The sequence below is a fragment of the Ralstonia sp. PBBBR1 genome, assembly GCF_002256165.1.
GTDB lineage: Bacteria > Pseudomonadota > Gammaproteobacteria > Burkholderiales > Burkholderiaceae > Ralstonia > Ralstonia thomasii.
In genome coordinates this window covers 19,643-45,363 of record NZ_NKIL01000012.1, presented here as the reverse complement: position 1 = coordinate 45,363, position 25,721 = coordinate 19,643, and the positions used below count along the sequence as shown (strand labels likewise).

The following is a 25,721-nucleotide window of genomic DNA, read 5'->3' as shown; positions in this document are numbered from 1 at the left end:
GCGCTCCCGGTTATCCGACGTGTTGACGCTGTTGGGCGGCGGGATACGTTCTCAGTGGATTGGTGAGGGCTTCCACCGTAACCGTCATGTCCAGGCCGCCGACGCCTGGCAAGCGGAGCAGGGCCCTCTTCAGAAAGTTCAGCGGGCTGGCATTGCCGACGTGGCCGGCCATGCGAATGCGACCGTGCTCAGCGCTGACATGGATTTCGCTCGCCGATCGCGGGGCAAACCAATGGACGGCAGTCTTTGCCAGCACGGCAAGCGCTGGATCAGGGAGCAGACTGGAACTGGCAACCGGAAGAAATGCCGTCGCCAACGCGTATTCGTTGATGTGCTCAAGTGGTGCCGCTTTCGCGAACTGAGGAGGGACGAATGCTTGAGCGATCATGGCGAACTCGGTGTGTCGAAGCGTCTTGCTACCACTGTAGTAGACGGCTCGGAAGCGCATTTGATCGTGAGCAAAGCTGGAGCCATCGCCAGAAGCCTTCGAAAGGCTCCGGATTGTCTTTGCTATGCGTATCCGGCGTTGAACATGGCCGAGTTTGAAGTTTCATCCGACCGGTCAACGTAGCCTTCCCGCACATCGGCGATCATGCAATCCGTGGTCAACAACAGGGCGGCAATCGACACGGCGTTCTGCAATGCGGTGCGCACCACCTTGACAGGGTCGACAACGCCCAACTCCAGCATGTCGCCATAACGATCGGACGCTGCGTCGTAGCCGTGCGATCCCTCACCGGAGAGCACCTGGTGAACGACTGCCTGTGCATCGGCTCCTGCGTTGGCTGCGATCTGGAGCATCGGCGCGGCCAGGGCGGTGTGCACGATATGGGCACCCGCTTGTTGCTCGGCATTGGGCGCGGTCCATGCGTCGATGGCGGAACGCGCTCGGAGTAGAGCAACGCCACCGCCCGCCACGATGCCTTCCTCAACGGCGGCACGCGTGGCGTGAAGGGCATCCTGGAAGCGGTTCTTGCGCTCGTGCAACGCAGCCTCGGTTGCCGCGCCCACCTTGATGACGGCAACGCCACCGCTCAGGCGTGCAAGCCGTCGCTGAAGCTGCTCGCGGTCGTAGTCCGTCTTTGCCTCGTTGAGCTGTGCCCGTAATAGGGCAACGCGCTGCTCCACTGCGGCCTTTGCCGTATCGCCCGCGATGAGTGTGGTCGCATCCTTGGTGGTTTCCGTACGGTGTACGTGGCCGAGCTGATCAAGCGTCGCGTGCTCCAATGAAACGCCGGTCTGCGATGAGATGACGGTCGCGCCAGTCAGCGCAGCGAGGTCGGCCAGTTGCTCCGTGCGCGACTCGCCAAAGCCGGGCGAATGGATCGCGCAGCTCTTGAGCGTGCCGCGCAGATTGTTGACGACGAGCGTGGCCAACGCTTCGCCTTCCACTTCATTTGCAATGACCAGTAGTGGCTTGCCGGTACCGGACACGGCTTCAAGAACCGGCAGCAGCTGGGCGATTGCGCCGATCGTGGCGTCGCACAACAGCACCCGGGGCTCTTCCAGCACGACGGCCCGGCTTTCGGTGGTGGCAAAGAACGGCGAGAGAAACCCGCGGTCCACGCGCGCGCCTTTCGCGATCTCGACCTGGTCTTCAAGCCTCGAGCCGTCTTCCACGCTGATAGCGCCGTCCTTGCCGACCTGTTCAACCGCGCGCGCCACCAGCGAGCCCACGGTTTGGTCGCCGCTGGCGGAAATCGTGGCGATCTGCCGCATTTCGTCTACGGTCGTGCAGGGGCGTGCCATGTCGTGGAGCTGTTGCGCAACCACGGCGCCTGCGGCTTCAATGCCGCGCCTGAGCTGCATCGGGTCGTGCCCGGCTTCTACGTATTTCACGCCCTCGGCCACGATAGCGTGCGCCAACGTGGTGGCGGTGGTCGTACCGTCACCTGCGACCTCGCTGGTGCGCGCCGCTGCCTCGCACAGCAGCCGAGCGCCCATATCGGCAAATGGCTCGCGCAGTGCAATGGAGCGTGCAACCACAACGCCGGAGTTGGCGACCATGGGCGTCATGCCCGGCCGTTCGATGATCACGTTGCGTCCACCAGGCCCGAGCGTCACCTTGACGGCCCTGGCCAACAGGTCGATTCCGTTGAGCATCATCCTGCGGGCGGTTTGATGGAAGACGAGGGTCCTGGCTGTCATGGTCAACTCACATTGGGTCGGGTGTGCCGCGGCGTACGGCTTCGCTTACAGAAACAGAAGGTGCCGCCGCCGGCATTGCACGCCACGCACGGGCTGTTGTCTTTCAGGTTAGCCATGACGGAGGGCGCGGGGTTGGGCTGGATCAAAGGTTGCGCCATATCAACGCGCTCCGGTGCGCATCGACCATTGTGGGGTGAGGGAAGCGAACGGATTCTCAAGGAGGAGCCGACCATGCTGCGGTTACTGAACCTCTTGCGGGCTGCGCTGGTTGCAGCGTCTCTCGTGTCGACACACGCGGCATTGGCGCAGGCACCCGCCCCCGAGCCACTACACCATCCGAGCCCCGATTTCTGCGCGCAGATGCGCAATGCCCGGACACCGGCAGAACGCCGTGCGTTGATGCAGCGCATGCAGGATATTCACGGCTTGAACGAGTCGGATCGGATGAGCGGCCGGGCACGAGGAGGGATGCCCGGCGGCACGATGAACAGGCGATCGTGGCGGGCCATGTACGAGGAGGGGTGTCTGAATGAAGATGCTTCTGCCGTGCGTCCCATGCCACATGTGCAAGGAGGCGTGGCTTATGTGTCAGGTGGGGTCGGGCAGGATGCGGTGGATGCAATGCGTGGCGTTGCAGCGAACTACAACCTGCGCTTGACGTTCATCGAGCAAGGTGGGGCGTACGTTTCAGATGTCGACACCCGTATTCGTTCCGCAGACGGGGCGGTGTCCCTGGTGGTCGTAACGGAAGGCCCGCTGCTCTACGCTCGCCTGCCGCGTGGCAAGTACCAAGTCAGTGCGTCTTATAACGGCGTGGTACGTCAGGGCACGCTTGTGGTGCCGGCACATGGAGCGATCGTGCGCACGATGACTTGGCCCCGCCAAAGGACTCGGTAGCGACGTCGGCAAACGATGTGTTTTTCAGGATGGCGAAGCATGCATGGCGCCGGCATTCTTCGCCCTGCCACTTCATTGATACGTGGTGGTTTCAACCGGAGTCAATACGGCATAGCGCGCAGCAAGCTCCCGGCCGAGCAAGATACCCGCGCTGAAGGCAAGCTCGCGGGAAACGTAGCCTTCAGCGCTAGCGGCGGAAATCCAGGACGAGCATTTTCCACCGGGCGACACGAACCGGCACTCGCATTCCCAGCGCTTGTCGCTTCGCCGCTTTGTACGAACATCCACCCAACCCCGCCCGGCTTGAACGGTCAAGCTCATATGCCCCCCTTGGCTGCGATGGTTGCTTTCGATTGCCCACGTACCATCTCGCGTCGCAACGCGAACTCGACTTCTCTGAACGCTTCGCGAAGTGCCGCTCGGGCGTCCTCGCCGGAGGCATGGCCCGAGAGGTGGCTATCGTGGCGTGTCATCACATCAATGTGAACCCTGATGGATTGGATGGGTGTCTGCTGTCGAGGCAGTTGAATCAACTTGACGCGGCAACGTGCGATCTCCGCTTGAAACCTGGCAAGGCTGTTCGCCTGTTCGATGACAGCATCCTCGATCGCTTTGGAGTAAGGAAAGTCCCGAAATGAAATGTCCAATGGCAAGGTCACGCTCGCACTCCTTGACCCAATGTCGGGCGCTGCCACGTCTTCAAGGGCAGCAGAAAACTTCAAGGTCGCATCCTGTCAACCGGATGACGCGGCCCGAGCGTAGGCGCGCGGGCCGCGAGTAAGACCAGGATCGGCGCAGCGGAGAATCGGCGAATCGTGCAGCGATTTGCAGCCATCCGTCCTCCGCCGTTCTTGCGATATGCCGTCCGTTACATCAGCCCCCGTTTACGGGGATGGTCTTGGAAGCCGCCTGCGCCGCGTCCGTCTTGGGCAGCGTCACCGTCAATACGCCGTTTTTGAAGCTGGCCTGGATATTGTCTGTATCGACGCCGTCTGGCATGCGGAATGACCGCTCGAACGCCCCGAAGTGGCGTTCATGCAGGTAGTAGTCCTTTTGTTTTTCTTCCTTCTCTTCCTGCTTCTCGCCTTTGATGGTCAAGCCGCCGTTGACCAGCTTGACCTCGACGTCCTTCTCTTCCATGCCAGGCAGGTCGGCTTTGATCTCGTAAGCCTTGTCGGTTTCGACAACGTCTACTGCGGGCGCGGACGTCAATGCCCATTCGCGCCGCCAGAACGGCGCGATATCCAGCGCCGCGCGATGAAACGGAAAGAGATGAAATCCGCGGTCGAAATCATCGAAGACACGTGCAACCTCTTGCCGCAGGTTGTCGAATGCGCGCCAGGGTTGCATGCCACCGGCTTGTTTGGTCGATGCTTCCGTGCCGGTCTTCACGGGAAGCTTGGTATCGGATTCAGCCATGATGCGTTCTCCTATGCGGGTTCGGGGAGAAACCATTCTGGACGCAGATGCGAACAACATCTTGATGGGCATCAACCGTTCTATGCCGTCGATGTTTCGGCTCATGGCCCGTGTGCGCATTGCGTTTCACCGGCGATCACGCAAACGATCTCGCCCTTGCCCGAGCGGTATTGACGAGAGCTTTGGTCCCGTCGGGCCACCAAAACAGCGCGCATTCACGTTCCTGACCTCGATCAGAAGGCCATGTGCCAAGCGTTGGATGGGATTCGCCGTGCCACCTACGATGCAAGAGTGGAAGCACAGATCCAGGGGGCACGCGATGATCAAGGTGCTGATAGCGGACGACCATGCCGTCTTTCGTGAGGGATTGGGTCGGATCCTGAGCGATCGCGCACGATCTCTGCATCAGCAAGAAGAGGGTCAGCATCTATAAGGCTCGCATTCTTGAAAGGATGAACCTGCCAAATGACGTCGCCCTGATTCGGTACGCACTCAGCCACGGGTTGGCATGAGGCTGGCCGGAGCGAGCGCCGCGGCGATGTCATTACATTGCCTTGGGCTCGGCACCGGGAGCTGGCAGCGGCAATTGCGGAGATGTGACCATCGTTTGCGGAATGGTGAGTTCGATCAACGTTCCGGATTCTGGCGACGATTCGATGCTTAAGCTGCCGCGCACAAGATAGGCGCGCTCACGCAAGCCCACAAGCCCGAAAGACAGATCCTTTCTCGGATGCGCGGGGTCAAAACCGATGCCATCGTCCTGCACGGAAAGCTGGACGATGGACGCCTCATAGAGCAGCCGTACATGTACAGCCGACGCGCCGGCATGGCGCGCTACATTGGCCAGGCACTCCTGCAGGACACGATATACGGTGGATGCAAAAGGCTCGGGAAGTTCCAAGTGCCCGGGTACGATCTTCAGTTCGCAATGAATGCGGTGCCGCCGTTGAAACGACTCGACAAGCCATCTGCACGCAGGTACGAGGCCGAGATCATCGAGCATGGAGGGGCGCAGATCGGACGCGAGACGACGTGTCGCTCGGATCATGTCATCTACGGCGTGTTCCATTGCGCTCAAGCGTTCGGCAACCGGCGCGTTCGTGGCATCAAGCTTGTGCTCCAACATTTGCATGTCGACCTTAAGCGCTGCCAGCGATTGGGCAAGCTCATCGTGAAGCTCGCGTGAAAGGCGCCGCCGCTCTTCCTCACGTGCCCTTGAGCTGATCGCTGCCAGCTCACGCAATTCCTCTCTCGAGCGCTCGAGCGCCTGCTCGGCACGCTTACGCTCGGTGATTTCCTGTCGAAGCTCGCTGTTCGTAGCGCTCAGTTGGGCGGTGCGGTCTTTGACGCGCTGCTCGAGATGCTCGTTCGCCGCGTTCAGCTGTTGCGTTTTCTCCAAGGCGCCTGCGCGCGCCGCGCTCTCGTTATCCAGTGCTTTCACCAGCATGGCGTAAAGCCTGGCATGTTCGATGATCAGCCCGACCAGAACAAAGCCGGAAGCGACAAGACCATAGGCGCGGCCGGCGTAAAAACCGAGATCGAACCGCCCGTGATTGAACACGGCAGAAAGTGCCACCTCAAATGCCGAGGTGACGGCGACCACCGTACACCATAGATTCAGCAACGAGTGGCCGCGGTGCCGCCACAGAATTGCTGCGGCCAGCACATTCAGCATCCACACAATGCTGACTGTCGTTGACATGGCGCCGGTATATCCGTTCCCGCGCATGATGGCCGGCAAGAGAGACGGGTGGGTCGCCAGCGCAGTCAGCCCATAAGCCAAAAGCAGCACGGCGCCGGCAGCCCATAGAACGGGAGAGACGGCGCGCGACAACCTGATACGCCGTATTCGCTCGTTCTCTTGCAGAAGGGCATAGCCGATCAGGGACAGTGGAAACCCTCCGTGCCAGAACATGTAAAGCCACGCTGTGGTTTGCGGGCCCGCACCCAAAAGCCCCGATGCAGAGAACAGCCCAGGGAAACTGAGCATGTGCACCGCCGCGACCGTGGCGGTAAAGAAGTAGCCCGATGACAGGGCCAGCAATCCTGGAGAGCGGAGCAGGGTGAACTGCCCGACCAGCATCGCAGCGGTGACAAGGTCGTTGATGACGACCGCGGATTCATAGACGGGAATGAACCCCCAGACCGGCGCCAGCTGCCATTGAGCAAACGGCAATACGGCCACAAAGACCACGACGGACGCCAGCATCACTGCCGTGACCAGGCGCTGCTGATTGGGTCGGGGCAAGACGGTCGACAGGAAGATGCGGGGATTGCTCCCTGGGTCGCTCAAGATCACTCTCCAATAACTGGAACCGGTGCGCGCGGCGCGCTCGCACACGGAATGTGGTGCTGGACGTCTCTGCGAGGGCACCGAAACTTGTCAGGCTTTCCTGACATGCGGAGCGTTATCAGGCGTACACGCCTTGACTCGCCTCTGTAGTGTTCAACCTTAGCCTGCAAGCGAGCGTATCAATATGAGGCAGCGCAGATATCGCGTTGGTCGTCCTCAAGCGATCAATGAAGTCGAGCGCACGATCGCTGCCTGATCAACCGGCTGAGCCCCAAGATAGCCGCCGGCTGTAAGCACGTTTCCGCTGTATAAACGCGAGTCCATTTTCATGTCGAGCGAAATCAAGGCAATCCACGTAGCAAGCTTCCTGCGGCTGTCTGCCCACTACATCGACGGAGCACGGACAGGGGAAACCTGCCATGGTAAGAGCCGCGGGATCGAAACGCCGCTGCGCTGCATGACTATCGGATGCGTAGCAGACCCGGTCTATCGGTCATGGGAAGCTTCTCGTTGCCTCACGAGATACGCTACGACATCGTCCAACGTGATAAGGCGCGCATAGACGAGAATCTCAACTCCGCACAGACACGGCAGCATGGGCGCTTCTGTCAGAGCAAGGGTGAGTATCGACGGCTCCTCGGGGGGCATATTGCTCCCTGCCCGATCCCCCAGAAAAGTGCAGCGCGAAGCGCCAATCCAACCGATGTTGAGCGCCATGGCGGCCTGGCATCAACCGGCGGCTTGACTGGCATCAAGCTGCGCCCGCGCGGCTGGCGAACAATGATTCTGTCCTTCCGTTGCGGCCACGAACATGAAGCCAGTCTTACGAGACGTCCTGCGCAGGCGCCTGCATCGGCATAAGCGGGGTAGGGATGCGGAACAGGCTAATGGCAGCGACGTCGTGTCTACCCTAGCGGCGACGTCGCCTACGAACCGAGGCGCCAGCGAGACCGTGACGATGCCCAGGCAACGGCATCCAGCTCCAATCGGCTTTTATCACCTTGAGCACACGGCGATCAGCGAGTGCGCTTGTGCGGGGTTGGCATGTTTTGCCGCCCGCGCCGATAGACCGGACCGCTGGCAGACCGCAGCCACGCAGACACCGGTGCTCTACTGCCTTGGCAAGTGCTATGACGCACCCAGTGACGGCGCGCACGATATTCGACCGCACGTGGGCGAACATGCGAGCCGAGCCGTGTTGTTGGGCAACGTGCTGCGCGGTGGCGTGCGCGATCTGCCGACCTATTGCAGCGGCGGGGCAGCGCTCGAGAAAGCTCGACGGATGGCGCCACAAGCGTTGGTGAACATGGTGGCGGCGTCCCGATTGCGAGGGCGAGGCGGCGCCGCATTCCCCGCAGGCATCAAATGGCAAGCCGTTGCCAGCGCATGCGCCGAAACCAAGTATGTGGTCGTGAATGCCGACGAAGGTGACCCGGGCGCGTTCTCTGATCGGTTCCTGCTGGAGGACGATCCGTTTCGCCTCATTGAGGCCACTGCGATTGCCGCACACGCAGTAGGCGCGCGACGCGGCTACATCTACATCCGCAAGGAGTACCCGGATGCGGTGCGGGTCATGTCGCATGCGCTGGAACAGGCGCGTGTGGCTGGCTGGCTCGGGCCGACACTCGAACTCGAGCTGGTCGTGGGGCAGGGCGCCTACATCTGTGGAGAAGAGACGTCCCTGCTGAACGCGCTGGAAGGCCGCCGTCCGGAAGTGCGGCCAAGGCCTCCGCAGATCAGCGAGCGCGGACTGTTTGGCGCCCCCACGCTGGTACACAACGTCGAGACCTTGTGCGCGATCCCCTGGATCGTGACCCATGGCGCCGCCGCGTATGCCGCCCTCGGCTTCTCCAACAGCCGAGGCACGAAGTTGTTGTCTTTGAATTCTCTGTTTCGCCGCCCTGGGCTTTACGAAGTCGAGTTCGGCATCAGTCTGGCGGATGTCGTCGAGCAGCTCGGGCAAGGGTTGCGTCGGGGCAAGCTGAATGGGCTGATGGTCGGTGGGCCGTTGGCCGGCATCGTTCCACCGACATTGCTCGACACCCGGCTCGGCTACGAAGAGATGCAGGCCATCGATTGCGCCGTGGGGCATGGCGGCGTCATCGCGTTTGCCGACGACACGTCCATCCCACGCATCGTTGCCCAGGTCTTGCGTTTCGGCGCTCGCGAGTCCTGCGGCAAGTGCACGCCCTGTCATCTTGGTACGCCCATTCTTGCAGCGATGGCGGATGCGGCGGCCAACCGTCTGCCAGTTGATGCGGACCGTTTTCGCCGGTTGATTGACGCATTGGCGGCGACCAGCTTGTGCGGACATGGCCGGGGGCTGGCCGAGTTTGTCCAGTCTGTGCGCCGCCACTATCCGTCGGAGCTGCAAGCATGGTGCGACTGACGATCGACGGCAGCCCATTGGAGGTGGCGGAAGGCGCCTTGCTGATCGACGCGCTGTCGGCGGCGGGCAAGGCAGTTCCGCACTTGTGCCACGACAAACGCCTGGTGCCTTCTGGCGCGTGCCGCCTGTGTCTCGTAGAGGTCGAAGGCCAACGGCGGCCGGTTGCGAGTTGCACAGCCGAAGTGGCTGAAGGCATGGTCGTGCAGACGCGCAGCCACGCGCTCGACACACTGTGCCGCACGAATCTGGAGCTCATCGCCGCGCGCTATCCGCGAACGGCGTATGCCGCAGACCCGAAGCACCCGTTCCACCGTCTGTTGGCCGAGTACGACGTGCCACCCGGGGGCAAGCACGAGGACGGATTTTTCAAAGATGACAGCCATCCTTACCTTGGCGTCGGCATGGAACGCTGTGTCCATTGCGACCGCTGTGTACGCATCTGCGAGGAAGTGCAAGGGCAATTCATCTGGGAGACGATCGGGCGCGACGATACGACGCGCATTGCAATCGGCAAGGGGCTTACGTTGCTCACAGCGGGGTGCGTCAGTTGCGGCGCCTGTGTAGACAGTTGTGCCAGCGGAGCCTTGTTCGACAAACGGTCCGGCGTCAAGCCTACGGCTTGGACCCGTACGACGTGCGCATACTGCGCAGTCGGCTGCCAAATGGAAGTCGGAACGGCCGGTGGCCGCGTAGTCGTGGTGCGCCCTGCCGATAGCCCCGTCAATCGCGGGCATCTATGCCTCAAGGGGCGGTATGCGTTCGAATACAACCACGCCCCAGACCGTGTCACCCAACCGATGCTGCGGCGTAATGGAAGGTGGCAAGCGGTGGGGTGGAATGAGGCGCTTGGCTTCACGGCGTCACGGCTGCAAGACATCATCGCCACAAACGGGGCGGATGCCATTGGCGTACTCGGATCGTCACGTGCGACCAATGAGGAGAACTACCTGGCACAGAAGTTCGCCCGCGTGGTGCTGGGCACGCACAACGTCGACTGTTGCGCCCGCGTTTGCCATACCCCCAGTGCGAAAGCGCTGAAGACGATGCTTGGCATTGGCGCAGCCACCAACACCTTCGATGATATCGAGCATGCGAGCGCGTTCCTGATCTGCGGCGCGAACCCGACCGAGAATCATCCGGTCGTCGGAGCGCGCATCAAGCAGGCCGTGTTGAAGGGAGCGCAGCTTGTGGTCATCGACCCGCGCCGTACCGAACTGGCGGCGTTGGCCGACGTGCATCTGCCAGTGCGCGCTGGCAGCAACATGCTGCTGTTCAACGCGTTGGCCGCCGCGATCATCGAGGAAGGGTGGGTTGATCGCACGTTTCTGTCCGAGAGGGTCATCGGCTTCGATACCTTCGCTGCGCATGTCGCGGACTACGCTCCTGAGAGCGTTGCCGAACGATGTGGCGTGTCGGCTCCGGCCATTCGTGCCGCCGCCAGAATCTACGCCAAAGGGCAGCCCGCCATGTGTTTTCATGGCCTGGGCGTAACCGAACACCTGCAAGGCAGCGAAGCGGTGATGGCACTCATCAACCTGGCGCTGCTAACGGGCAATCTCGGTCGGCCGGGCAGCGGCATCAATCCATTGCGTGGGCAGAACAACGTACAGGGCGCAGCACAGATGGGATGCGACCCGGCTACCCTCACCGGCGCCCAGTCAATTGGTCAGGCGGGCGCGCGCTTTGAACAGGTGTGGGGTGCCAAACTGCCCGCCACGCGCGGGCTGAATGTCATAGAAATGATGGATGCAGCCCAGGCGGGTCGGCTCAAAGCGCTGTGGGTGATGGGCTACGACATTTATCTCTCGCTGGCCAATGCATCCGCAACGGCTGCCGCGCTTGGCGCCTTGGATCTGGTGATTGTGCAGGACCTGTTTATCAACCAGACGGCTGCGGCGTTCGGTACGGTGTTTCTGCCCGCGGCATCGGCCTTCGAGAAAGAGGGCACCTTCATGAACTCGGATCGACGCGTACAGCGTGTTCGTGCTGTCACAACGGCTCCTGGGCAGGCACGGACCGACTGGTGGATTATCCAGGCGCTGGCTGCTCGCATGGGCAAGCCGAAGGGCTTCGAGTTTGACGGCCCCGAGCAGATCTGGGATGAAGTGCGCGCGCTCTGGCCAGAGGGCGCCGGCTTGGCGTATTCGCGCCTGGACGGCGAAAACCTGCATTGGCCGTGCCCTGACGAAACGCACACCGGAACACCCGTGCTCCACAGGGAACGTTTTTCCGGCGGCAAGACGGCCGCTCTGATACCGGTCGCCTATGTGCCGACGCCCGAGCGGCCAGACGATGACTATCCCTTTCTTCTGACCACAGGTCGCGTGCTGGAGCACTTCAACGCCGGCACGATGAGCTACCGCACCCCGAACGCAGCGCTACGGCCGTCGGACACGCTGGACATGGCACCAGCGGATGCAGCACGCCACGGCTTTACCGAAGGTGATGTGGTCGAGGTATCAAGCCGGTATGGTTCCGCGATCCTGCCGTTGCATATCAGCCATGCGATGCAGATTGGACAATTGTTCTGCAGTTTTCACCGCGCCGATCTCCTGGTCAACCGATTGACCTCTCCCGTGCGAGACCGGCTGGTGCATACGCCCGAATATAAGGTGACTGCGGTACGGGTGAAAAAGCGCTGCAACTGATCAGGACCAGTTTGAGTGACGTCCGTATCACGGCGCTTTCGCGGCAGTGCTCTCCGCGGCAGCCACACTGCGCTTGACCGCGATGAAGCTGTCAGGACTCACCGATATGGAATCGATACCGCATTCGACCAGGAAGGCAGCAAACTCAGGGTGGTCGCTCGGCGCCTGACCGCACAGACCGACATGTGCACCCGCCTCGTGAGCACTCGCAATGACGCTTTGGATCATCCACTTGACGGCGTCATCCTGTTCGTCGAAAAGCGCCGCGAGATCGGCCGAGTCACGGTCAACGCCCAGCGTCAGTTGCGTCAGATCGTTGCTGCCAATGGAGAAGCCATCGAAACGTTGCGCGAAGGCCTTTGCCAGAATCACGTTCGATGGGATCTCGCACATCACGTAAACCTGGAGACCGGCTTCGCCACGATGGATGCCGTTGTCAGCCATGACCTCAAGCACGCGGTCCGCTTCTTTTGTTGAACGGCAGAAAGGGATCATCACCACGACGTTCGTGAAGCCCATCTCATTGCGCAGGCGTCGAATGGCGCGGCATTCGAGCGCGAAGCCTTCCCGGTAGCGTGGGGAGTAGTACCGCGATGCGCCACGGAATCCGAGCATGGGATTGTCTTCCTTAGGCTCGAATTCCGCGCCGCCAATCAGATGCGCGTACTCATTGGTCTTGAAGTCGCTCATGCGGACAATGACAGGGTGCGGATACTGGACCGCTGCGATCCGTCCCAATCCACGCGCAAGGCGATCGACGAAATATTCCGTGCGATCTTCGTAGCCAGTCGTCAACGCTGCGATGGCTTGCCTGGCACCTTCGTCCTTGAGTGTCTCGAAACGGGCCAGAGCCATCGGGTGGATCTTGATATGGTTGCTCACGACGAACTCCATTCGCGCGAGCCCGACACCGTCGGCGGGTATCCGCCACCAGCGAAACGCCGCCGCCGGGTTGGCGAGGTTCAGCATGACCTTGGTGCGCGTCGCAGGGATATTGCCAAAGTCGATCTCCTCGACCGCAAAGTCGGCAATGCCTTCGTAGACGAATCCTTCTCGGCCTTCTGCGCATGACACGGTGATCTCCTGCTCGTCATGCAGCAGATGCGTCGCGTTACCGGCGCCGACGATGGCTGGAAGCCCCAGCTCTCGGCTGACGATCGCTGCGTGCGATGTGCGTCCCCCCTGGTCGGTGATGATGGCAGCCGCCCGCCGCATGGCGGGCACCCAATCCGGATCCGTCGTCTGGGTGACCAGGATGGCGCCGTCGACGAAACGCCCCATGTCGCTGGGGCTTTCGATGATGCAGACTTTGCCGGCGGCGATGGCTTCGCCGATGCTGACACCGGAGAGGATCTTGCGGCCTGCCTTCTTGATATGCCACGTCCTTACCGCACTGGCTTCACGACGTGACTCGACCGTTTCCGGGCGGGCTTGCACGACGAACACCTCGCCGGTGAGCCCGTCCTTTGCCCATTCAATGTCCATCGGTTGGCCATAGTGCTGTTCGATCACGCAGGCCCAGCGAGACAAAGCCAGGATATCGTGGTCGCTCAGGACGAAAGCCGCACGCTCGGCTTTCGAGGTGGGGACGTTCTTCGTCGGCTGCTCGTTGTCGGTTGTGCAGATCATTTTGAGGCTTTTTCCGCCAAGCTTTTTCCCGACAATGGGCGATAGCGACGGTTCCGACAACAGCGGCTTGAAGACCTCATATTCATCGGGATCGACTTCTCCCTGAACCACGTTTTCGCCAAGACCCCAGGCCGCATTGATCAGGACCGATTTGTCAAAGCCCGTCTCGGTATCGATGGAAAACATGACGCCGGCGCCCCCAAGGTCCGATCGCACCATGCGCTGGACACCGACCGACAGCGCGACCTTCAGATGGTCGATTCCCTTCGCTTGGCGGTAGCTGATCGCCCGGTCGGTGAAAAGCGACGCGTAGCAGCGCCGGCAGGCGTCAAGCAGGGCGCGCTCGCCCTTGATGTTGAGATAGGTCTCTTGCTGCCCAGCGAAGCTTGCTTCTGGCAGATCCTCGGCCGTTGCGCTGGATCGCACGGCAACGTCCAAGTCGGATTGCCCTGTTCGGCGGTTCAGTTCATCGTAAGCAAGACGGATTGCCCGCGCCGTCTCTTTTGGCCATTCACCGCGAAGCATGGCGCGTCGGATGGCAAGTCCCGCTTCGGCCAGGGAAAGCTTGCTGTCATCGAGGTCGGTGAGCGCCGAGAAGATGACCGGCTGCAAATCATTTGCCTCTATGAATTGCCTGAAAGCATCGGCTGTCAGTGCAAAGCCCGGCGGAACGTTGACGCCCCGTCCCGCCAAGTTGGCCAGCATCTCGCCGAGCGACGCATTCTTGCCGCCGACCCGTGGAACATCGGTCCGCCGGAGATTTTCGAGCCAGACAACGTGCGCGGTGTCGTTGACCATGACGGCCTCCCTTTCGGTGCGGGTTCGACGGATTGTTGCAAGAGGAACCTAGGCGCCATGCCCGAATGCGTCGAAGTCCGGAAACTCGGCGTCAAGGAGCTCATAGATCGTCTTGGCCTTACCAGTGAGTTCGATATTCATGCCGCGAACGAGATGCTCGTCTGAGCGAAGCCACTTGTAGGCGATCTGCACATCCTCGATGGTCGGATCAATCGCAAGAATACGAGTCAACACCTCCATCTCGAACGGGCCGATGATCTCTCTGATCTCTTTCGCGGTGAGGTGCCCGTGGTTTTGTGATGCGGTCTTCATGGCGATTGCGTCTCCTATATTTTCAAGCCGATCCCTAACCTGGGACGACAAGCAGCAAGGGTGACTCGGCCAGTCGAATCAATACTGGCATGATGGATGGCGCTGGTTTTGTGCCGTATCAAACGAGGGCCGATTACCCTGCGCCCAGAAAAATCGCCTGGACACGTTGGCACTGTCATGCTGCCAGTCGTGCCCCCTGGAGGTGTGCAATGCCGGAAATCGTCACGCTCACGGTCAATCCCGCAATCGATATCGCCACGTCGGTGGAGCGCTTGACGGATACGCACAAGATGCGCTGCGCACCGGCCCGCTGTGACCCTGGAGGGGGCGGAATCAACGTCGCCCGCGTTGTCCATCGCCTGGGCGGGGATTGCCTCGCCATCTACCTTGCCGGCGGTCCGGTGGCCGAGCGATTGGCGCGTCTCCTGTCGGCAGAGGGCTTATCGTTCGCAGCCCTCGGGATCGAAGGAGAGACGCGAGAGAATTTTTCCGTGACGGAACTGTGCAGCCACCGGGAGTTCCGGTTCGTCATGCCGGGGCCGGTCGTCTTGGAGGCGGAATGGCAGCGCTGCCTGGACCACCTCGATGCGCTGCAACCAGCGCCGCGCTACCTGGTGCTGAGCGGAAGCCTGCCACTTGGGGTTGCCGACGATTTCTATGCATGGGTCATTGACAGGGCCAAGGCGCGCGGTAGCCGCGTCGTACTGGACACCGCCGGTCCGGCATTGCGTGCTGCGTTGCCGCATACGCCATACCTGATCAAGCCGAGCCTGAACGAGCTTCGGCAACTGACGGGGCACGCGCTGGAGACGGAAGCGGATTGCATGCAGACTGCGCGGGAGATTGTCCGCAAGGGGCACGCGCAGGTGGTCGCGCTCACCCTGGGTGCGGGCGGCGCCATGCTCGTCACGCAGGAAGAGGTTGTCCGCTCGGGTGCTGTCGGAACGTCAATTCTCAGCACGATTGGGGCAGGTGACAGCTTCGTGGGCGGAATGGTGTGGGCGCTAAACCGCGATGCAGGCATGCGAGAGGCATTTCGGTACGGCATGGCCGCCGCCGCAGCCGCGTTGAGCCATGCCGGTACCGAACTTGGCAGCGCCGCCGAAATCGAGCAGCGCTTCGCAGAGGTCTCATTGACTTGAGTCGCACCTGCCTCGGCCTGATTGACCGCTGTTGAAGCGCCGCTTGGCTCGCAAGGCCGGCGATGATCCGTTGTATGGATGATCGGTCTGTCGGCTAGGCGGCTGGGGGCGCTACGGAACGCCCCCTCGGCGCTACCGGCTCCATTTCACGTGCAGTTCGGTTTCGGCGTTGCCATAGTCAAATGTCAGGTGCCCGTGGAATGCATGGTGGATTGCGTGGCCGATGTCGCGCGCCAGATGAAACCCGGTCGTCAGGATGTCAGTGCCGCTGCTCGTGGATTCGATGGCCATGATGCGCTCCATCGGATGATCTGCCCGCAGATCTGCCTCGCGGTGGCGTGCGAGTGTCAGGATCTCCTCCCGATGGGCCGCCTCAAAGTCCCCCGAGAGGTGGATTCTAGCCGCAGGCATCTGGTCGGCGGCACGCTGGCATGCAGAGCAGATCAACGAAGTGGCTCCGGGCGGTGGACTGCGCCATAACCAGCGGCCCTTGAGGTAGACAGCACCGCAGACTGGGCAGCAGCTTGCCGCGGGTGCCTTGTCTGGTTGCCGATACCGGTTGTGGATCGGCTCGACGGCAAATGGGCTCCAGCGTGCCGGCCGCACTCGTTCGGATTGAGAGCGTTGTTTCATGTTGACTCCTATGAGGGCGAGTTCCTCCGGCCTGCTGCAGACCAGAATCTGCAACGCAGTCGCGGTGGACAATTCTCAGAGTACCTCCCGCAGCGCGGCGCACTTTGGGCTGAATCAACTCTGCGTGCAGCAGCTCTCATCGGGCCAGACTCGAGTCGAGTTGCGCCGCAATGCCGAGTGGATCGTCGCTTGAGATAGCGCAATCGACGTGTATCAGCGCTGCCTAGACTGCAGATACTGCCGCTGCATCCGTGGAGTCCGTCGCCCATGTCTGCCCCTCTCACGCCTTTTCTTGGTGTCCGCGAAGCGGCCAGCCGCCTCACCGGAAGCGCTGCCGACTACGCCCCCCTGCTGGAGATGGCAAAGGGAAAGCGCTACGTTCTTCTTGGCGAGGCTACGCACGGAACACGCGAGTTCTATCAGTCACGCGCAGACATCACACGGCAGCTGATTGTGCAAGGCGGCTTTGACGCTGTCGCCATCGAGGGGGATTGGCCGGACGTGTGGCGCATCAACCGCTATGTCCAGGGCGAGGGCGCAGACACCGCTACCGAGGCGCTAGGCGATTTCCAGCGTTTTCCGGAGTGGATGTGGCGCAACCCGGAGATGCTCGACTTCATCACCTGGCTGCATGAGCACAATACGGCCCTTGCTGCCTCAGAACGTGTGGGCGTCTATGGGTTGGATCTGTACAGCCTGTACCGGTCTGCCGAGGCCGTCATCGAATACCTGCAGAAGACCGACCCCGAGCAGGCAGCGGTGGCGCGCATGCACTACGCGGCACTGGACCATGTGCGTGAACCCATGACGTACGGCTACGAAGCCGCCGCAGGTTTGAGGCTGCCAGCGCAACGCGAGGTGGTCGAGCAACTGCGTCGGCTTCGGGCAAGCGAGGCCAGGCTGATCGAGCAGGACGGGATCGCTGCCATCGACTCGCATTTCTTTGCCGAGCAGAACGCCATCGTTGTCGTCAACGCAGAAGCGTACTACCGCGAATCATTCGGGCACCGCGTCAATACGTGGAACCTGCGCGATGCGCACATGGCACAAACGCTGTTTGGTTTGGCTGCATACCGGCAGCGCCGAGGCGGCGACGGACGGGTCGTCGTGTGGGCGCACAACTCGCATGTGGGCGATGCGCGGGCAACGGAGTCCGCCAGCCGGCATGAGTGGAACCTTGGACAGCTCGTGCGTGAGCGGGTGGGAGGCGCCGCATTGCTTGTCGGCTTTACCACCTATACGGGCCATGTATGCGCCGCATCCGAGTGGGGCGGCGAGGCCGAGCGGAAATGGGTGCGCCCCGCGCGGCCGGACAGTTGGGAACATGTGTTCCATAGCACCGGGCTGGATCGCTTCCTCCTGCCGCTTGGCGATGCGGCGGCAGATGTGTTCCATGAGCCGCTGCTGGAGCGGGCAATCGGTGTGCTGTACCTGCCGAAAACCGAGTACGCCTCGCACTACTTCGATGCCGCCATCGGTGCCCAGTTTGACGCGCTGATCCATCTGGACGAAACCTCCGCCATCGAGCCATTGACCACGGCGCTGTTACCGTGAATGCGGCTGTTGCGCGGGCACTAGCGCTGGAACGCTGGCGGGGGAGCCCGCTTCTGCCTTCGGGGGCGGCATTGGGGTCACGTTGCCAGCCAGAATCATGTCGAGGTCGTGGCGGTCAACCACCTCCTTGTCCAGCAACATACGCGACAAAGCGTCCAGTTTGGCACGCTGGCCTTCCAGTGTTGCGGTCACGCGTGCGCTGGCATCGGACAACACCTTGCGCACTTCCGCATCGATCAACTGGGCTGTGTCTTCGCTATATTCCTTGCGCTCGCGCTGCATCAAGCCTGTGCCGGCGAGTAGCGGGTTGGGCGTCTGCTCATAGGTCGCCAGTCCGAGCTGTTCACTCATGCCGAACTGGGTAATCATCTGGCGGGCCATGTCAGTGGCGCGTTGCAAGTCGTTTTGCGCACCGGTCGATACATCGTGGTACACGATCTGCTCGGCAACGTAGCCGCCCAGCAGCACGTCGAGCCGGTCCAGCAATTCGCTGTGCTTGAGGAGATAGCGGTCCTCCGTAGGTGTCTGCTGCGTGTAGCCCAGGGCCGCGATGCCTCTTGGAATGATGGAAACCTTCGAAACGCGATCGGCCAGGGGGCGGTGCTCGGCCACGATGGCATGGCCGGCTTCGTGGTACGCAATGGTCTCCTTTTCCGTGGCGTTCATCACGCGGTTCTTCTTCTCCAGGCCGCCAACGATGCGGTCAAGCGCCTGGTCAAAGTCGGTGGTCTCGACGGCGGATTTACCTTCGCGCGCCGCAAGAAGCGCCGCCTCGTTGACGAGGTTGGCCAGGTCGGCGCCGGCAAAGCCCGGTGTTCGGGCGGCAATCTTGCCTAGGTCGACATCGGCCCCCAGCGTGACGTTTTTGGCGTGGACCTTGAGGATCTGCTCTCGCCCCTTGAGGTCCGGACGGTCCAGGGCGACATGACGGTCAAACCGGCCAGGACGAAGCAGCGCAGGGTCAAGTATTTCGGGCCGGTTCGTCGCGGCCATGATGATGACGCCCTTGTTGCTGTCAAAGCCGTCCATTTCGACCAGAAGCTGGTTCAGCGTCTGCTCGCGCTCTTCATTGCCACCAACCAGGTTGAACGCACGCGTCTTGCCCAGGGCATCGAGTTCATCGATAAAGATGATGCATGGCGCCATGGATTCGGCCTGGCTGAACAGATCCCGCACGCGTGCGGCACCTACACCAACGAACATCTCGACAAACTCCGACCCGCTCATGCTGAAAAAAGGCACGCCTGCTTCACCGGCAACTGCCTTGGCAAGCAGCGTCTTGCCCGTGCCGGGTGCCCCCACAAGCAACACGCCCTTGGGAATCCTGCCGCCCAGGAGCTGATACCGCAGTGGCTCTTTCAGAAAGCTCACGATTTCCGACAGCTCGTCCTTGGCTTCATCGATGCCGGCAACGTCGGCGAAGGTCACGCCGGTTTCCTTTTGCATGTAGACCTTTGCCTTGCTCTTACCGATTTCCATCAGCCCACCGGCGGCGGCCCCGCCCATGCGCCGGATCAGGAAGTTCCAAACCGCGAAGAACAGGAGCGCAGGCACAACCCACGACAAGAGGGTGCTCAACCATTTGTTGTCCGGCCGACCGACAAAGCGCACCTTTGCCGCCTCCAGCTCCTGAACAAGAGCCGGGTCATTCACGCGAAGGGTCTGGAAAGGATGGTCGCCCTTGCCCGTACGGTGGATGGCATCGACTTGCTGCTGCGTCAGCAACGCCTCGACGCCTTCCGTCGAGAACGTGCCGGTGATGTCCTGGTCACCAATGGCGACGTCCTTGATCTTGCCCGCATGCAGTAGGGCCTTGAAGTCGCTGTAGGGGAGTGTGTCGACCTGCTCGGACATGAACAGCGTCTGGAACGCCAGCATGGTCAACGCGACGATGACGGCGTACCAGAGCGAGAACCTTTGCTGCCGTGGCTGCATACTCTCTTTCACGTGTTCACCTTCGCTTGGTCGTGCGTCAACCGGCATCCGGATCGAACCTTGATGTTCGTGCCTGAGCCGGAATGACGGTTGATGCGGATCAACCCACCCGCAAGTTGGGGTCGGCTTACAGCAGGAAAACTTACGTTGCCACTATCGGCGGCGTGTGGGCGATGGCGGAAACAACCTCCAGCAGCCCGCCTGGTGACGAAAGAAGACGATGGCAAGCGGGCGGGCGGATGTCGTCAGCTCCGCCCGCACGCAGCCGCAATCGACGCCGGGGCAATGCAGGCGCGTGATTCGCAGATGCGGCATATCGCTCAGGCCAAACCACTTGGTGACCAGCTCGCGCAACGAGGTATTGCATTGGGGCATGGAGTTCTCCGGTGTCACGCGGCCCGAGCCTGCGGGTGTGCGGTCCGACATTCGGTCGAAAGCGCCAGCAGCATCAGCTTGAATAGCGTGCGCGCAGCTCGCACGGGGCTTTTCAGGCACGCCTCCACCTGTGCGCTGCGGCATTCTCCGAACAGGCACCACGAACAGAAGTGCTCGCAGTTGTTGGTCAGCAGCCGATAATTGCGCTCCCCCAGGCGTGAACCGGCACGGCGGGCGACTTCTTCACCGTCGTAGCAGGGGCTGGCGTCGCGCTGGATGGTCACTGCAAAACCGCATGCAAAGCAGCCAATGGAGATGCGCTCCACCGGCCCGCGGCGCTGACGGCGCGAGAAGCCGGCGTAGTGAATGACCTGCCCATTGCCGACATAGATGCCGTGGTGTTCGTACCCATGGCGGTCCGCTACAAGGTGTGCGCCAACAGGAAGCGCAGTGTCAAAAGCGGCGAGGTCTTGCGGCGCATTCCACAGGGCGATGCATTCGATGTTCCGGCTCATGGCGCGCTCCGTTGTACTGGCTGGGCGTTGTCGAGTTCTAGGGGGGCGATGCGACAAGATGCTGCGCTGTTTGGTGGTGTGCCACCAGTATTGGCAGTGCACACGCCGGCGTCATGCAGGCTGCGCTGAGAATGCTGTCGGAGCCGCGGGTTTCCATGTCAGGAAAGCCTGACACGGCAGCCGGCACCTCAGAAGCGATGTGCTTGATGCGAGTCCCAGGCCGCGCTTGCGACGGCTACCGTGCGCCACCGTTGATCTGCCGCAAGGCGCTCCGGCACTGCCGTGCCACGATGAATCTATTGACCCCAGGAACCCTGGGATCACTCATCAGGAGGCAGTCATGAGTCAACTCAAGCGTTATGACCCGTTCGCCATTGAACCGGTTGGCGATATCTTCCAGGGGCTTCTGCGCTCGGTTCGCGGCAGCATGGATAGCGTGCTGCCATTCAAGGTGGATGTGACGGAGTCTGACAAGGCATACAGCGTTGTCGCAGAAATCCCGGGTGCGAAAAAGGAAGATATCGACGTGACGGTCGATCGCGGTACGGTCATGATCTCGGCCAAGGTGGAGCGCACTTCCGAAGAGAAGGAAGGCGAACGCATCATCCGCAGCGAGCGCTACAGCGGCACCATGCAGCGCATGTTCACGCTGGATGCGGCAGTCGATGAGAGCAAGGTCGACGCCACGTACGAAAACGGACTGCTGCGTGTGACGCTGCCCAAGAAGGACGCCTCTCCACAGCAGCGCATCACGATTCGCTAGGCGCCAGGGGTCTGTGGCATGCGGCTGCAATTTCTCGGCGCAACCGACACGGTGACGGGCTCAAAGTATGTGCTTGAGACCGGCGCGCACCGTGTGATGGTCGACTGCGGGCTGTTTCAGGGCTACAAGTCGCTGCGTCTGCGCAACTGGGACAAGCTTGCCGTCAACCCGCATCACATCGATGCGGTCGTGCTCACGCATGCCCATATCGACCACAGCGGCTACCTGCCGCTGCTCGTGCGCAATGGGTTTCATGGTCCGGTCTATTGCACGAAAGGCACGGCTGAACTGTGCAACATCCTGCTGCCTGACAGCGCTCGGCTTGCGCAGGAGGATGCACAGTACGCGAATGCCGAAGGGTTCTCGCGCCATCATCCCGCGTTGCCGCTCTATGACGAAAAGGACGCCGCCAGGGCGTTACGCCGGCTGCATCCCGTCGGCTATGGCGAGCGCTTCTCCGTTGCCGACGGCGTGGAAGCCGAGTTCCACCGTGCAGGACACATCATCGGTGCGGCCACGGCAACATTGCTGACCGAGGGGCGCCGCATTGTCTTCTCCGGCGACCTGGGGCGGCAGGTCGATCCCGTCATGCGGCCACCCGAGCCCATTGCGGAGGCCGATACCCTGTTGGTCGAATCGACCTATGGCGATCGCGTGCATCCGGAGGGGGACCCGCTCGATGCACTCGAGCAGGTTGTGCAGCGGACCATCGGGCAGGGCGGCACGCTGCTGATTCCGGCTTTCGCTGTGGGGCGTACGCAGGAGCTTCTGTATTGCCTTTACATGCTGATCCGCGAGCATCGGATTCCACATGTGCCGATCTACCTCGACAGCCCGATGGCCGAACTGGCGACGGGGGTGTTTGCGCATCATATTGACGATCTGCATATCGAGGCTGCCGACTGCCAGGCCGCCTGTGCATTGGCCATTCCGGTGCAGAGCCCTGAACAGTCGAGGCATCTGGGGAACGATCGCGCGCCCAAGATCATTCTTGCGGCAAGCGGCATGGCAACCGGCGGGCGGGTGCTGCATCACCTCAAGAGCTTTGGCGGCGGCAAGCGCAACGCCATCCTGATGTCGGGCTTCCAGGCCGCCGGCACGCGGGGCGCCGCGCTGCTGGCCGGTCAAAGGGCGTTGCGCGTGCACGGACGCGAGGTTGCCATCCGAGCCTCGGTTGAGCAGATCCAGAATCTGTCCGCCCACGCGGATGCCAATGAACTGATGACCTGGTTACGGGGCTTCACGCGGCCGCCACAGCAGACCTTCATCGTGCATGGCGAGCCAGCCGCCAGCGACGCCTTGCGCCAGCGGATCGAGCATGAATTGCAGTGGCCGGTCCGCATGCCGGAGTACCGCCAGTCCTACGAACTGGAGGGTGCATGACCGCCCCGACCGTTGCCCTGGACCCGCAGCGTGTGCTCATTGCCATGCCCGGCTGCGACACCGCCACCATGCGACTTGCCATTCCGCTGCGCGCGGAGTTGGGGCATGCCGCAGTGACCCACTTTCCCGACGGAGAGTCGTACGTGCGGCTTTACACGCCCGTGCACGGCGCAGAAGTGGCCATTGTCTGCACACTCGATCATCCCGACGAGAAGCTCTTGCCACTGCTCTGGCTGGCAATTGCCGCACGCCAGGGCGGGGCGCGCCGCGTTGGCCTGATTGCGCCGTACCTGCCGTATATGCGGCAGGATGTCATCTTCAATGCGGGCGAGATTCGCGCTGCGGAACACTTTGCCGCCTTGCTCAATCCCGTGTTCGACTGGCTTGTCACGGTGGATCCGCACTTGCATCGCATTTCGCATTTGTCGGAGGTCTATCGCGTGCCGACGGTCGCCGTGGAAGCCGCCCCTGCCATTGCCGAATGGATTCAGACCCATGTACAGGCGCCGTTCCTGATCGGGCCTGACGAGGAAAGCAGGCAGTGGGTCGAGCAAGTAGCAGGCATGTGCGGGGCCCCATGGGCAGCATTGACCAAGACGCGACACAGTGCGTGGCACGTGGAAGTGACTGAGTTGCCGAACATTCCACCAAGGTGTGTGCCGGTACTCGTCGACGACATCATCTCGACCGGGCGCACGATGCTTGCGGCCGCAGGCTTGCTGCAGCGCGCCGGCAAACCGCAGCCGGTATGCGTAGGAGTGCATGCTGTGTTCGCCGCCGACGCGTACAGCCAGCTGTGTGCGGCCAGCGCCGAGGTGGTCACGTGCGACACGATCCCGCATCCTTCGAACCAGATTGCACTGACAGGGCCGCTGGTCGATGCCATTTCACGCATGTTTGATCTACCCCTGCCTTTGAGCAAACAGATGCTTGTTTGACCGGGGCGCTTTCGTATCTGGAGGCCATCATGAAACAGATCAGGTTCCTGCCTGACGACCCGACATACTGCGCAGCAGGGCCGCGCCTGCAATGCCGCGCGTCGGTCGATGGCTGCTCCGCAAGCTACGCAATCACGGCGGAAGCCCTCGAGGATCATTTTGGTGCGCTTTCCTGCCGGTCGGACGATCTGCTGAGCGCGTTCAAGGTGCACCGCGGAGATATCGAAGAAGTTGCACGCCTTCTGTTCGAGCAAACAGGTTCCAAGGAGATCACGCTGCACAGCGGGCACTTCCGTTTCGCTGGCTGACGTGCCTGTCATGACCACCATCTCCATGCCCTCGGTTGACGCACCCGTTGCGCCGCCGGGATGCCTCAGGTTCAAGGCGCTTGGCATTGACACGTGGCAGGAGCACGTCATCTACATGCACCCGGACAGCGCGATCTGCCGGTCCGAGGGCTTTGCCGCGCAGGCCCGCGTAGAAGTCCAGATCGGGCAGCGATCGCTGATCGCCACGCTGAACCTCGTGGGCTCGGGGTTGCTGGAAAAGCATGAGGTGAGCCTGTCAGCCAGCGCGGTCGATTCGTTGATGGCGCGCCCGGGTGACGAAGTCTGCGTCAGGCACGCGCCGTCGCTTGAGTCGCTGCGCGCCCTGCGGGCCAAGATCTATGGCGGGCATCTGGACGCCAAGCAATTGCAGGAGATCATTGCTGACATCTCGCATGAGCGTTATGCCGATGTCCATATCGCGGCATTCCTGAGTGCCTGCGCATCTGGTCGCATGACCATCAAGGAGACCATCGACCTCACACAAGCGATGGTCGACTCCGGAGAGCGTCTGCAGTGGGACCGCGCGGTCGTGGCAGACAAGCACTGCGTGGGCGGTCTGCCCGGCAATCGCACCAGCCCTATCGTCGTTGCCATCTGTGCGGCGGCGGGGCTGCTGCTGCCTAAAACGTCGTCACGCGCCATCACCTCGCCTGCGGGCACCGCCGACATGATGGAAACGCTCACCCGCGTCAACCTGAGCGCGGCAGAGTTGCGATGCGTTGTGGGGCAGGTTGGGGCATCGCTCGCGTGGGGCGGGGCATTGAGTCTCAGCCCGGCGGACGACGTCTTGATTCGAGTGGAAAGGGCACTGGACGTCGACAGCGATGCCCAGCTTGTGGCGTCCATTCTCTCCAAGAAGATCGCGGCCGGGTCCACCCATGTGTTGATCGACGTGCCTGTGGGGCCGACGGCCAAAGTCCGCAGTGTCGAAGACCTTGAACGCCTTGAAATGCTGCTCAAGCGTGTGGCGCAAGCTTTTGGGGTGCAGGTGCTGATGGTGCGCACGGATGGCGCGCAGCCCGTTGGCCGCGGGATCGGCCCTGCGCTGGAAGCAAGAGACGTTCTGGCTGTACTCCAACGGACCCCTACCGCGCCGTTCGACTTGCGGGAACGGTCTCTATTGCTGGCCGGCGCATTGCTGGAGTTTTGCGGTACGGCTGTTGCCGGAACGGGGCTTGTCATGGCAACCGACCTGCTGGACAGCGGTGCTGCATGGCGAAAGTTCGAAGCGATCTGCGAGGCGCAGGGTGGCTTGCGCATCCCCGGAGAAGCCGTGTTCCGCCGCGACGTCGTTGCCGAGCAAAATGGCATCGTCACCCACATCGACAACCGCCACCTTGCCCGCATTGCAAAGCTTGCGGGCGCGCCGATGCGTCAAGTCGCGGGCGTACAGATGCGTGTGCGACTGCGGGATCAAGTGAATGTTGGGCAACCGCTGTTCACGATCCACGCGCAGGCCTCGGGCGAGCTGGAGTATTCGTCGGCATATGCGTTGACGCATGCTGTGGTGGGACTGTCTCCGATGGGAATCGGTTGAGCTTGATTGCCGCACCGTCGGCTGCTGTTTCGGGACATCTCACGATGCACGTACGAAGCGCTTGGCGGCCAGAGTTTTCTGGGG

22 protein-coding genes and 1 pseudogene are annotated in these 25,721 nt (G+C 61.9%); 11 read left to right on the top strand and 12 right to left on the bottom strand.

The window, feature by feature from the left end:
- Positions 1–10 precede the first annotated feature (10 nt).
- Together CFE42_RS19845 and groL are read right to left on the bottom strand one after the other, a co-directional pair.
- A complete protein-coding gene (locus CFE42_RS19845) occupies positions 11–388 on the bottom strand; it encodes a hypothetical protein (RefSeq protein WP_238563830.1) in 378 nt (125 codons plus the stop codon).
- 122 nt (positions 389–510) lie between these two features.
- Positions 511–2,148: a chaperonin GroEL gene (gene groL / locus CFE42_RS19840; RefSeq protein ID WP_004634067.1), complete on the bottom strand. Its 1,638-nt coding sequence runs from the start codon at positions 2,146–2,148 to the stop codon at positions 511–513.
- 132 nt (positions 2,149–2,280) lie between these two features.
- Here groL and CFE42_RS19835 point away from each other — a divergent pair, with 132 nt between their 5' ends.
- Positions 2,281–3,045 carry a hypothetical protein gene (locus CFE42_RS19835; RefSeq protein WP_238563831.1) on the top strand — a complete coding sequence of 255 codons (765 nt, stop codon included), beginning with the start codon at positions 2,281–2,283 and terminating at the stop codon, positions 3,043–3,045.
- A 72-nt stretch (positions 3,046–3,117) separates the two neighbouring features.
- Here CFE42_RS19835 and CFE42_RS19830 read toward each other — a convergent pair whose 3' ends face one another.
- The 3 genes from CFE42_RS19830 to CFE42_RS19820 form a co-directional block, all read right to left on the bottom strand.
- Positions 3,118–3,366, bottom strand: a complete 249-nt coding sequence (locus CFE42_RS19830; protein ID WP_004634075.1) for a hypothetical protein — start codon at positions 3,364–3,366, stop codon at positions 3,118–3,120.
- Positions 3,363–3,767: an HPF/RaiA family ribosome-associated protein gene (locus CFE42_RS19825; RefSeq protein WP_238563832.1), complete on the bottom strand. Its 405-nt coding sequence runs from the start codon at positions 3,765–3,767 to the stop codon at positions 3,363–3,365. The genes CFE42_RS19830 and CFE42_RS19825 overlap by 4 nt, the downstream gene beginning before the upstream one ends.
- 151 nt (positions 3,768–3,918) lie before the next feature.
- Complete coding sequence (locus CFE42_RS19820; RefSeq protein WP_238563833.1) at positions 3,919–4,569, bottom strand: Hsp20/alpha crystallin family protein; 651 nt, start codon at positions 4,567–4,569, stop codon at positions 3,919–3,921.
- Between the two features lie 281 nt (positions 4,570–4,850).
- On the opposite strand from CFE42_RS19820, the pseudogene CFE42_RS19815 reads away from it, so the two are divergent.
- Positions 4,851–4,976: pseudogene (locus CFE42_RS19815) on the top strand (LuxR C-terminal-related transcriptional regulator); the annotation flags it as partial.
- A gap of 32 nt (positions 4,977–5,008) precedes the next feature.
- On the opposite strand, the gene CFE42_RS19810 reads toward CFE42_RS19815, so the two are convergent.
- Entirely contained in the window at positions 5,009–6,763 is a 1,755-nt protein-coding gene (locus CFE42_RS19810; RefSeq protein ID WP_235201974.1) for a sensor histidine kinase, read from the bottom strand.
- 1,099 nt (positions 6,764–7,862) lie between these two features.
- Between CFE42_RS19810 and CFE42_RS19805 the strand changes: the two genes are divergently transcribed.
- Both CFE42_RS19805 and fdhF read left to right on the top strand, forming a co-directional pair.
- Positions 7,863–9,146, top strand: a complete 1,284-nt coding sequence (locus tag CFE42_RS19805) for an NADH-ubiquinone oxidoreductase-F iron-sulfur binding region domain-containing protein (protein WP_238563834.1) — start codon at positions 7,863–7,865, stop codon at positions 9,144–9,146.
- Between the two features lie 38 nt (positions 9,147–9,184).
- Positions 9,185–11,794, top strand: coding sequence for a formate dehydrogenase subunit alpha (gene fdhF, locus CFE42_RS19800; protein ID WP_363715312.1), 2,610 nt, complete (start codon positions 9,185–9,187; stop codon positions 11,792–11,794).
- A gap of 27 nt (positions 11,795–11,821) precedes the next feature.
- Here fdhF and ppsA read toward each other — a convergent pair whose 3' ends face one another.
- Together ppsA and CFE42_RS19790 are read right to left on the bottom strand one after the other, a co-directional pair.
- A complete protein-coding gene (gene ppsA / locus CFE42_RS19795; RefSeq protein WP_004634090.1) occupies positions 11,822–14,221 on the bottom strand; it encodes a phosphoenolpyruvate synthase in 2,400 nt (799 codons plus the stop codon).
- 48 nt (positions 14,222–14,269) lie between these two features.
- Positions 14,270–14,533, bottom strand: coding sequence for a hypothetical protein (locus tag CFE42_RS19790; protein ID WP_004634091.1), 264 nt, complete (start codon positions 14,531–14,533; stop codon positions 14,270–14,272).
- 209 nt (positions 14,534–14,742) lie between these two features.
- Between CFE42_RS19790 and CFE42_RS19785 the strand changes: the two genes are divergently transcribed.
- A complete protein-coding gene (locus CFE42_RS19785) occupies positions 14,743–15,675 on the top strand; it encodes a 1-phosphofructokinase family hexose kinase (protein ID WP_004634093.1) in 933 nt (310 codons plus the stop codon).
- 132 nt (positions 15,676–15,807) lie between these two features.
- Here the strand turns inward: CFE42_RS19785 and CFE42_RS19780 are convergent, their stop codons facing one another.
- Complete coding sequence (locus CFE42_RS19780; protein ID WP_024971992.1) at positions 15,808–16,308, bottom strand: BCAM0308 family protein; 501 nt, start codon at positions 16,306–16,308, stop codon at positions 15,808–15,810.
- 267 nt (positions 16,309–16,575) lie between these two features.
- On the opposite strand from CFE42_RS19780, the gene CFE42_RS19775 reads away from it, so the two are divergent.
- On the top strand, positions 16,576–17,862 hold the full coding sequence (locus CFE42_RS19775) for an erythromycin esterase family protein (RefSeq protein WP_004634099.1): 1,287 nt from the start codon (positions 16,576–16,578) through the stop codon (positions 17,860–17,862).
- Here CFE42_RS19775 and ftsH read toward each other — a convergent pair.
- From ftsH to CFE42_RS19760, 3 genes are all read right to left on the bottom strand, one after another.
- The gene (gene ftsH, locus CFE42_RS19770) at positions 17,854–19,797 is read right to left on the bottom strand and encodes an ATP-dependent zinc metalloprotease FtsH (protein ID WP_037044691.1); all 1,944 of its coding nucleotides are present in this window, start codon (positions 19,795–19,797) and stop codon (positions 17,854–17,856) included. The two genes, CFE42_RS19775 and ftsH, sit on opposite strands and share 9 nt — an antisense overlap.
- Positions 19,798–19,950: 153 nt before the next feature.
- Positions 19,951–20,172 carry a hypothetical protein gene (locus tag CFE42_RS19765; RefSeq protein ID WP_004634103.1) on the bottom strand — a complete coding sequence of 74 codons (222 nt, stop codon included), beginning with the start codon at positions 20,170–20,172 and terminating at the stop codon, positions 19,951–19,953.
- A gap of 14 nt (positions 20,173–20,186) precedes the next feature.
- Positions 20,187–20,687 (bottom strand): lecithin retinol acyltransferase family protein, encoded by a 501-nt coding sequence (locus CFE42_RS19760; RefSeq protein ID WP_004634105.1) that lies wholly within the window; start codon positions 20,685–20,687, stop codon positions 20,187–20,189.
- Between the two features lie 340 nt (positions 20,688–21,027).
- On the opposite strand from CFE42_RS19760, the gene CFE42_RS19755 reads away from it, so the two are divergent.
- The 5 genes from CFE42_RS19755 to CFE42_RS19735 are packed head-to-tail and all read left to right on the top strand — an operon-like array spanning position 21,028 to position 25,637.
- On the top strand, positions 21,028–21,450 hold the full coding sequence (locus CFE42_RS19755) for an Hsp20/alpha crystallin family protein (RefSeq protein ID WP_004634108.1): 423 nt from the start codon (positions 21,028–21,030) through the stop codon (positions 21,448–21,450).
- Between the two features lie 18 nt (positions 21,451–21,468).
- Positions 21,469–22,833: an MBL fold metallo-hydrolase gene (locus tag CFE42_RS19750; RefSeq protein WP_004634110.1), complete on the top strand. Its 1,365-nt coding sequence runs from the start codon at positions 21,469–21,471 to the stop codon at positions 22,831–22,833.
- A complete protein-coding gene (locus tag CFE42_RS19745; protein WP_004634112.1) occupies positions 22,830–23,771 on the top strand; it encodes a ribose-phosphate pyrophosphokinase in 942 nt (313 codons plus the stop codon). The genes CFE42_RS19750 and CFE42_RS19745 overlap by 4 nt, the downstream gene beginning before the upstream one ends.
- 29 nt (positions 23,772–23,800) lie before the next feature.
- Positions 23,801–24,079, top strand: a complete 279-nt coding sequence (locus CFE42_RS19740) for a DUF1488 domain-containing protein (protein WP_004634114.1) — start codon at positions 23,801–23,803, stop codon at positions 24,077–24,079.
- Between the two features lie 25 nt (positions 24,080–24,104).
- Positions 24,105–25,637: a thymidine phosphorylase family protein gene (locus CFE42_RS19735; RefSeq protein WP_052035696.1), complete on the top strand. Its 1,533-nt coding sequence runs from the start codon at positions 24,105–24,107 to the stop codon at positions 25,635–25,637.
- Positions 25,638–25,721: the final 84 nt, after the last annotated feature.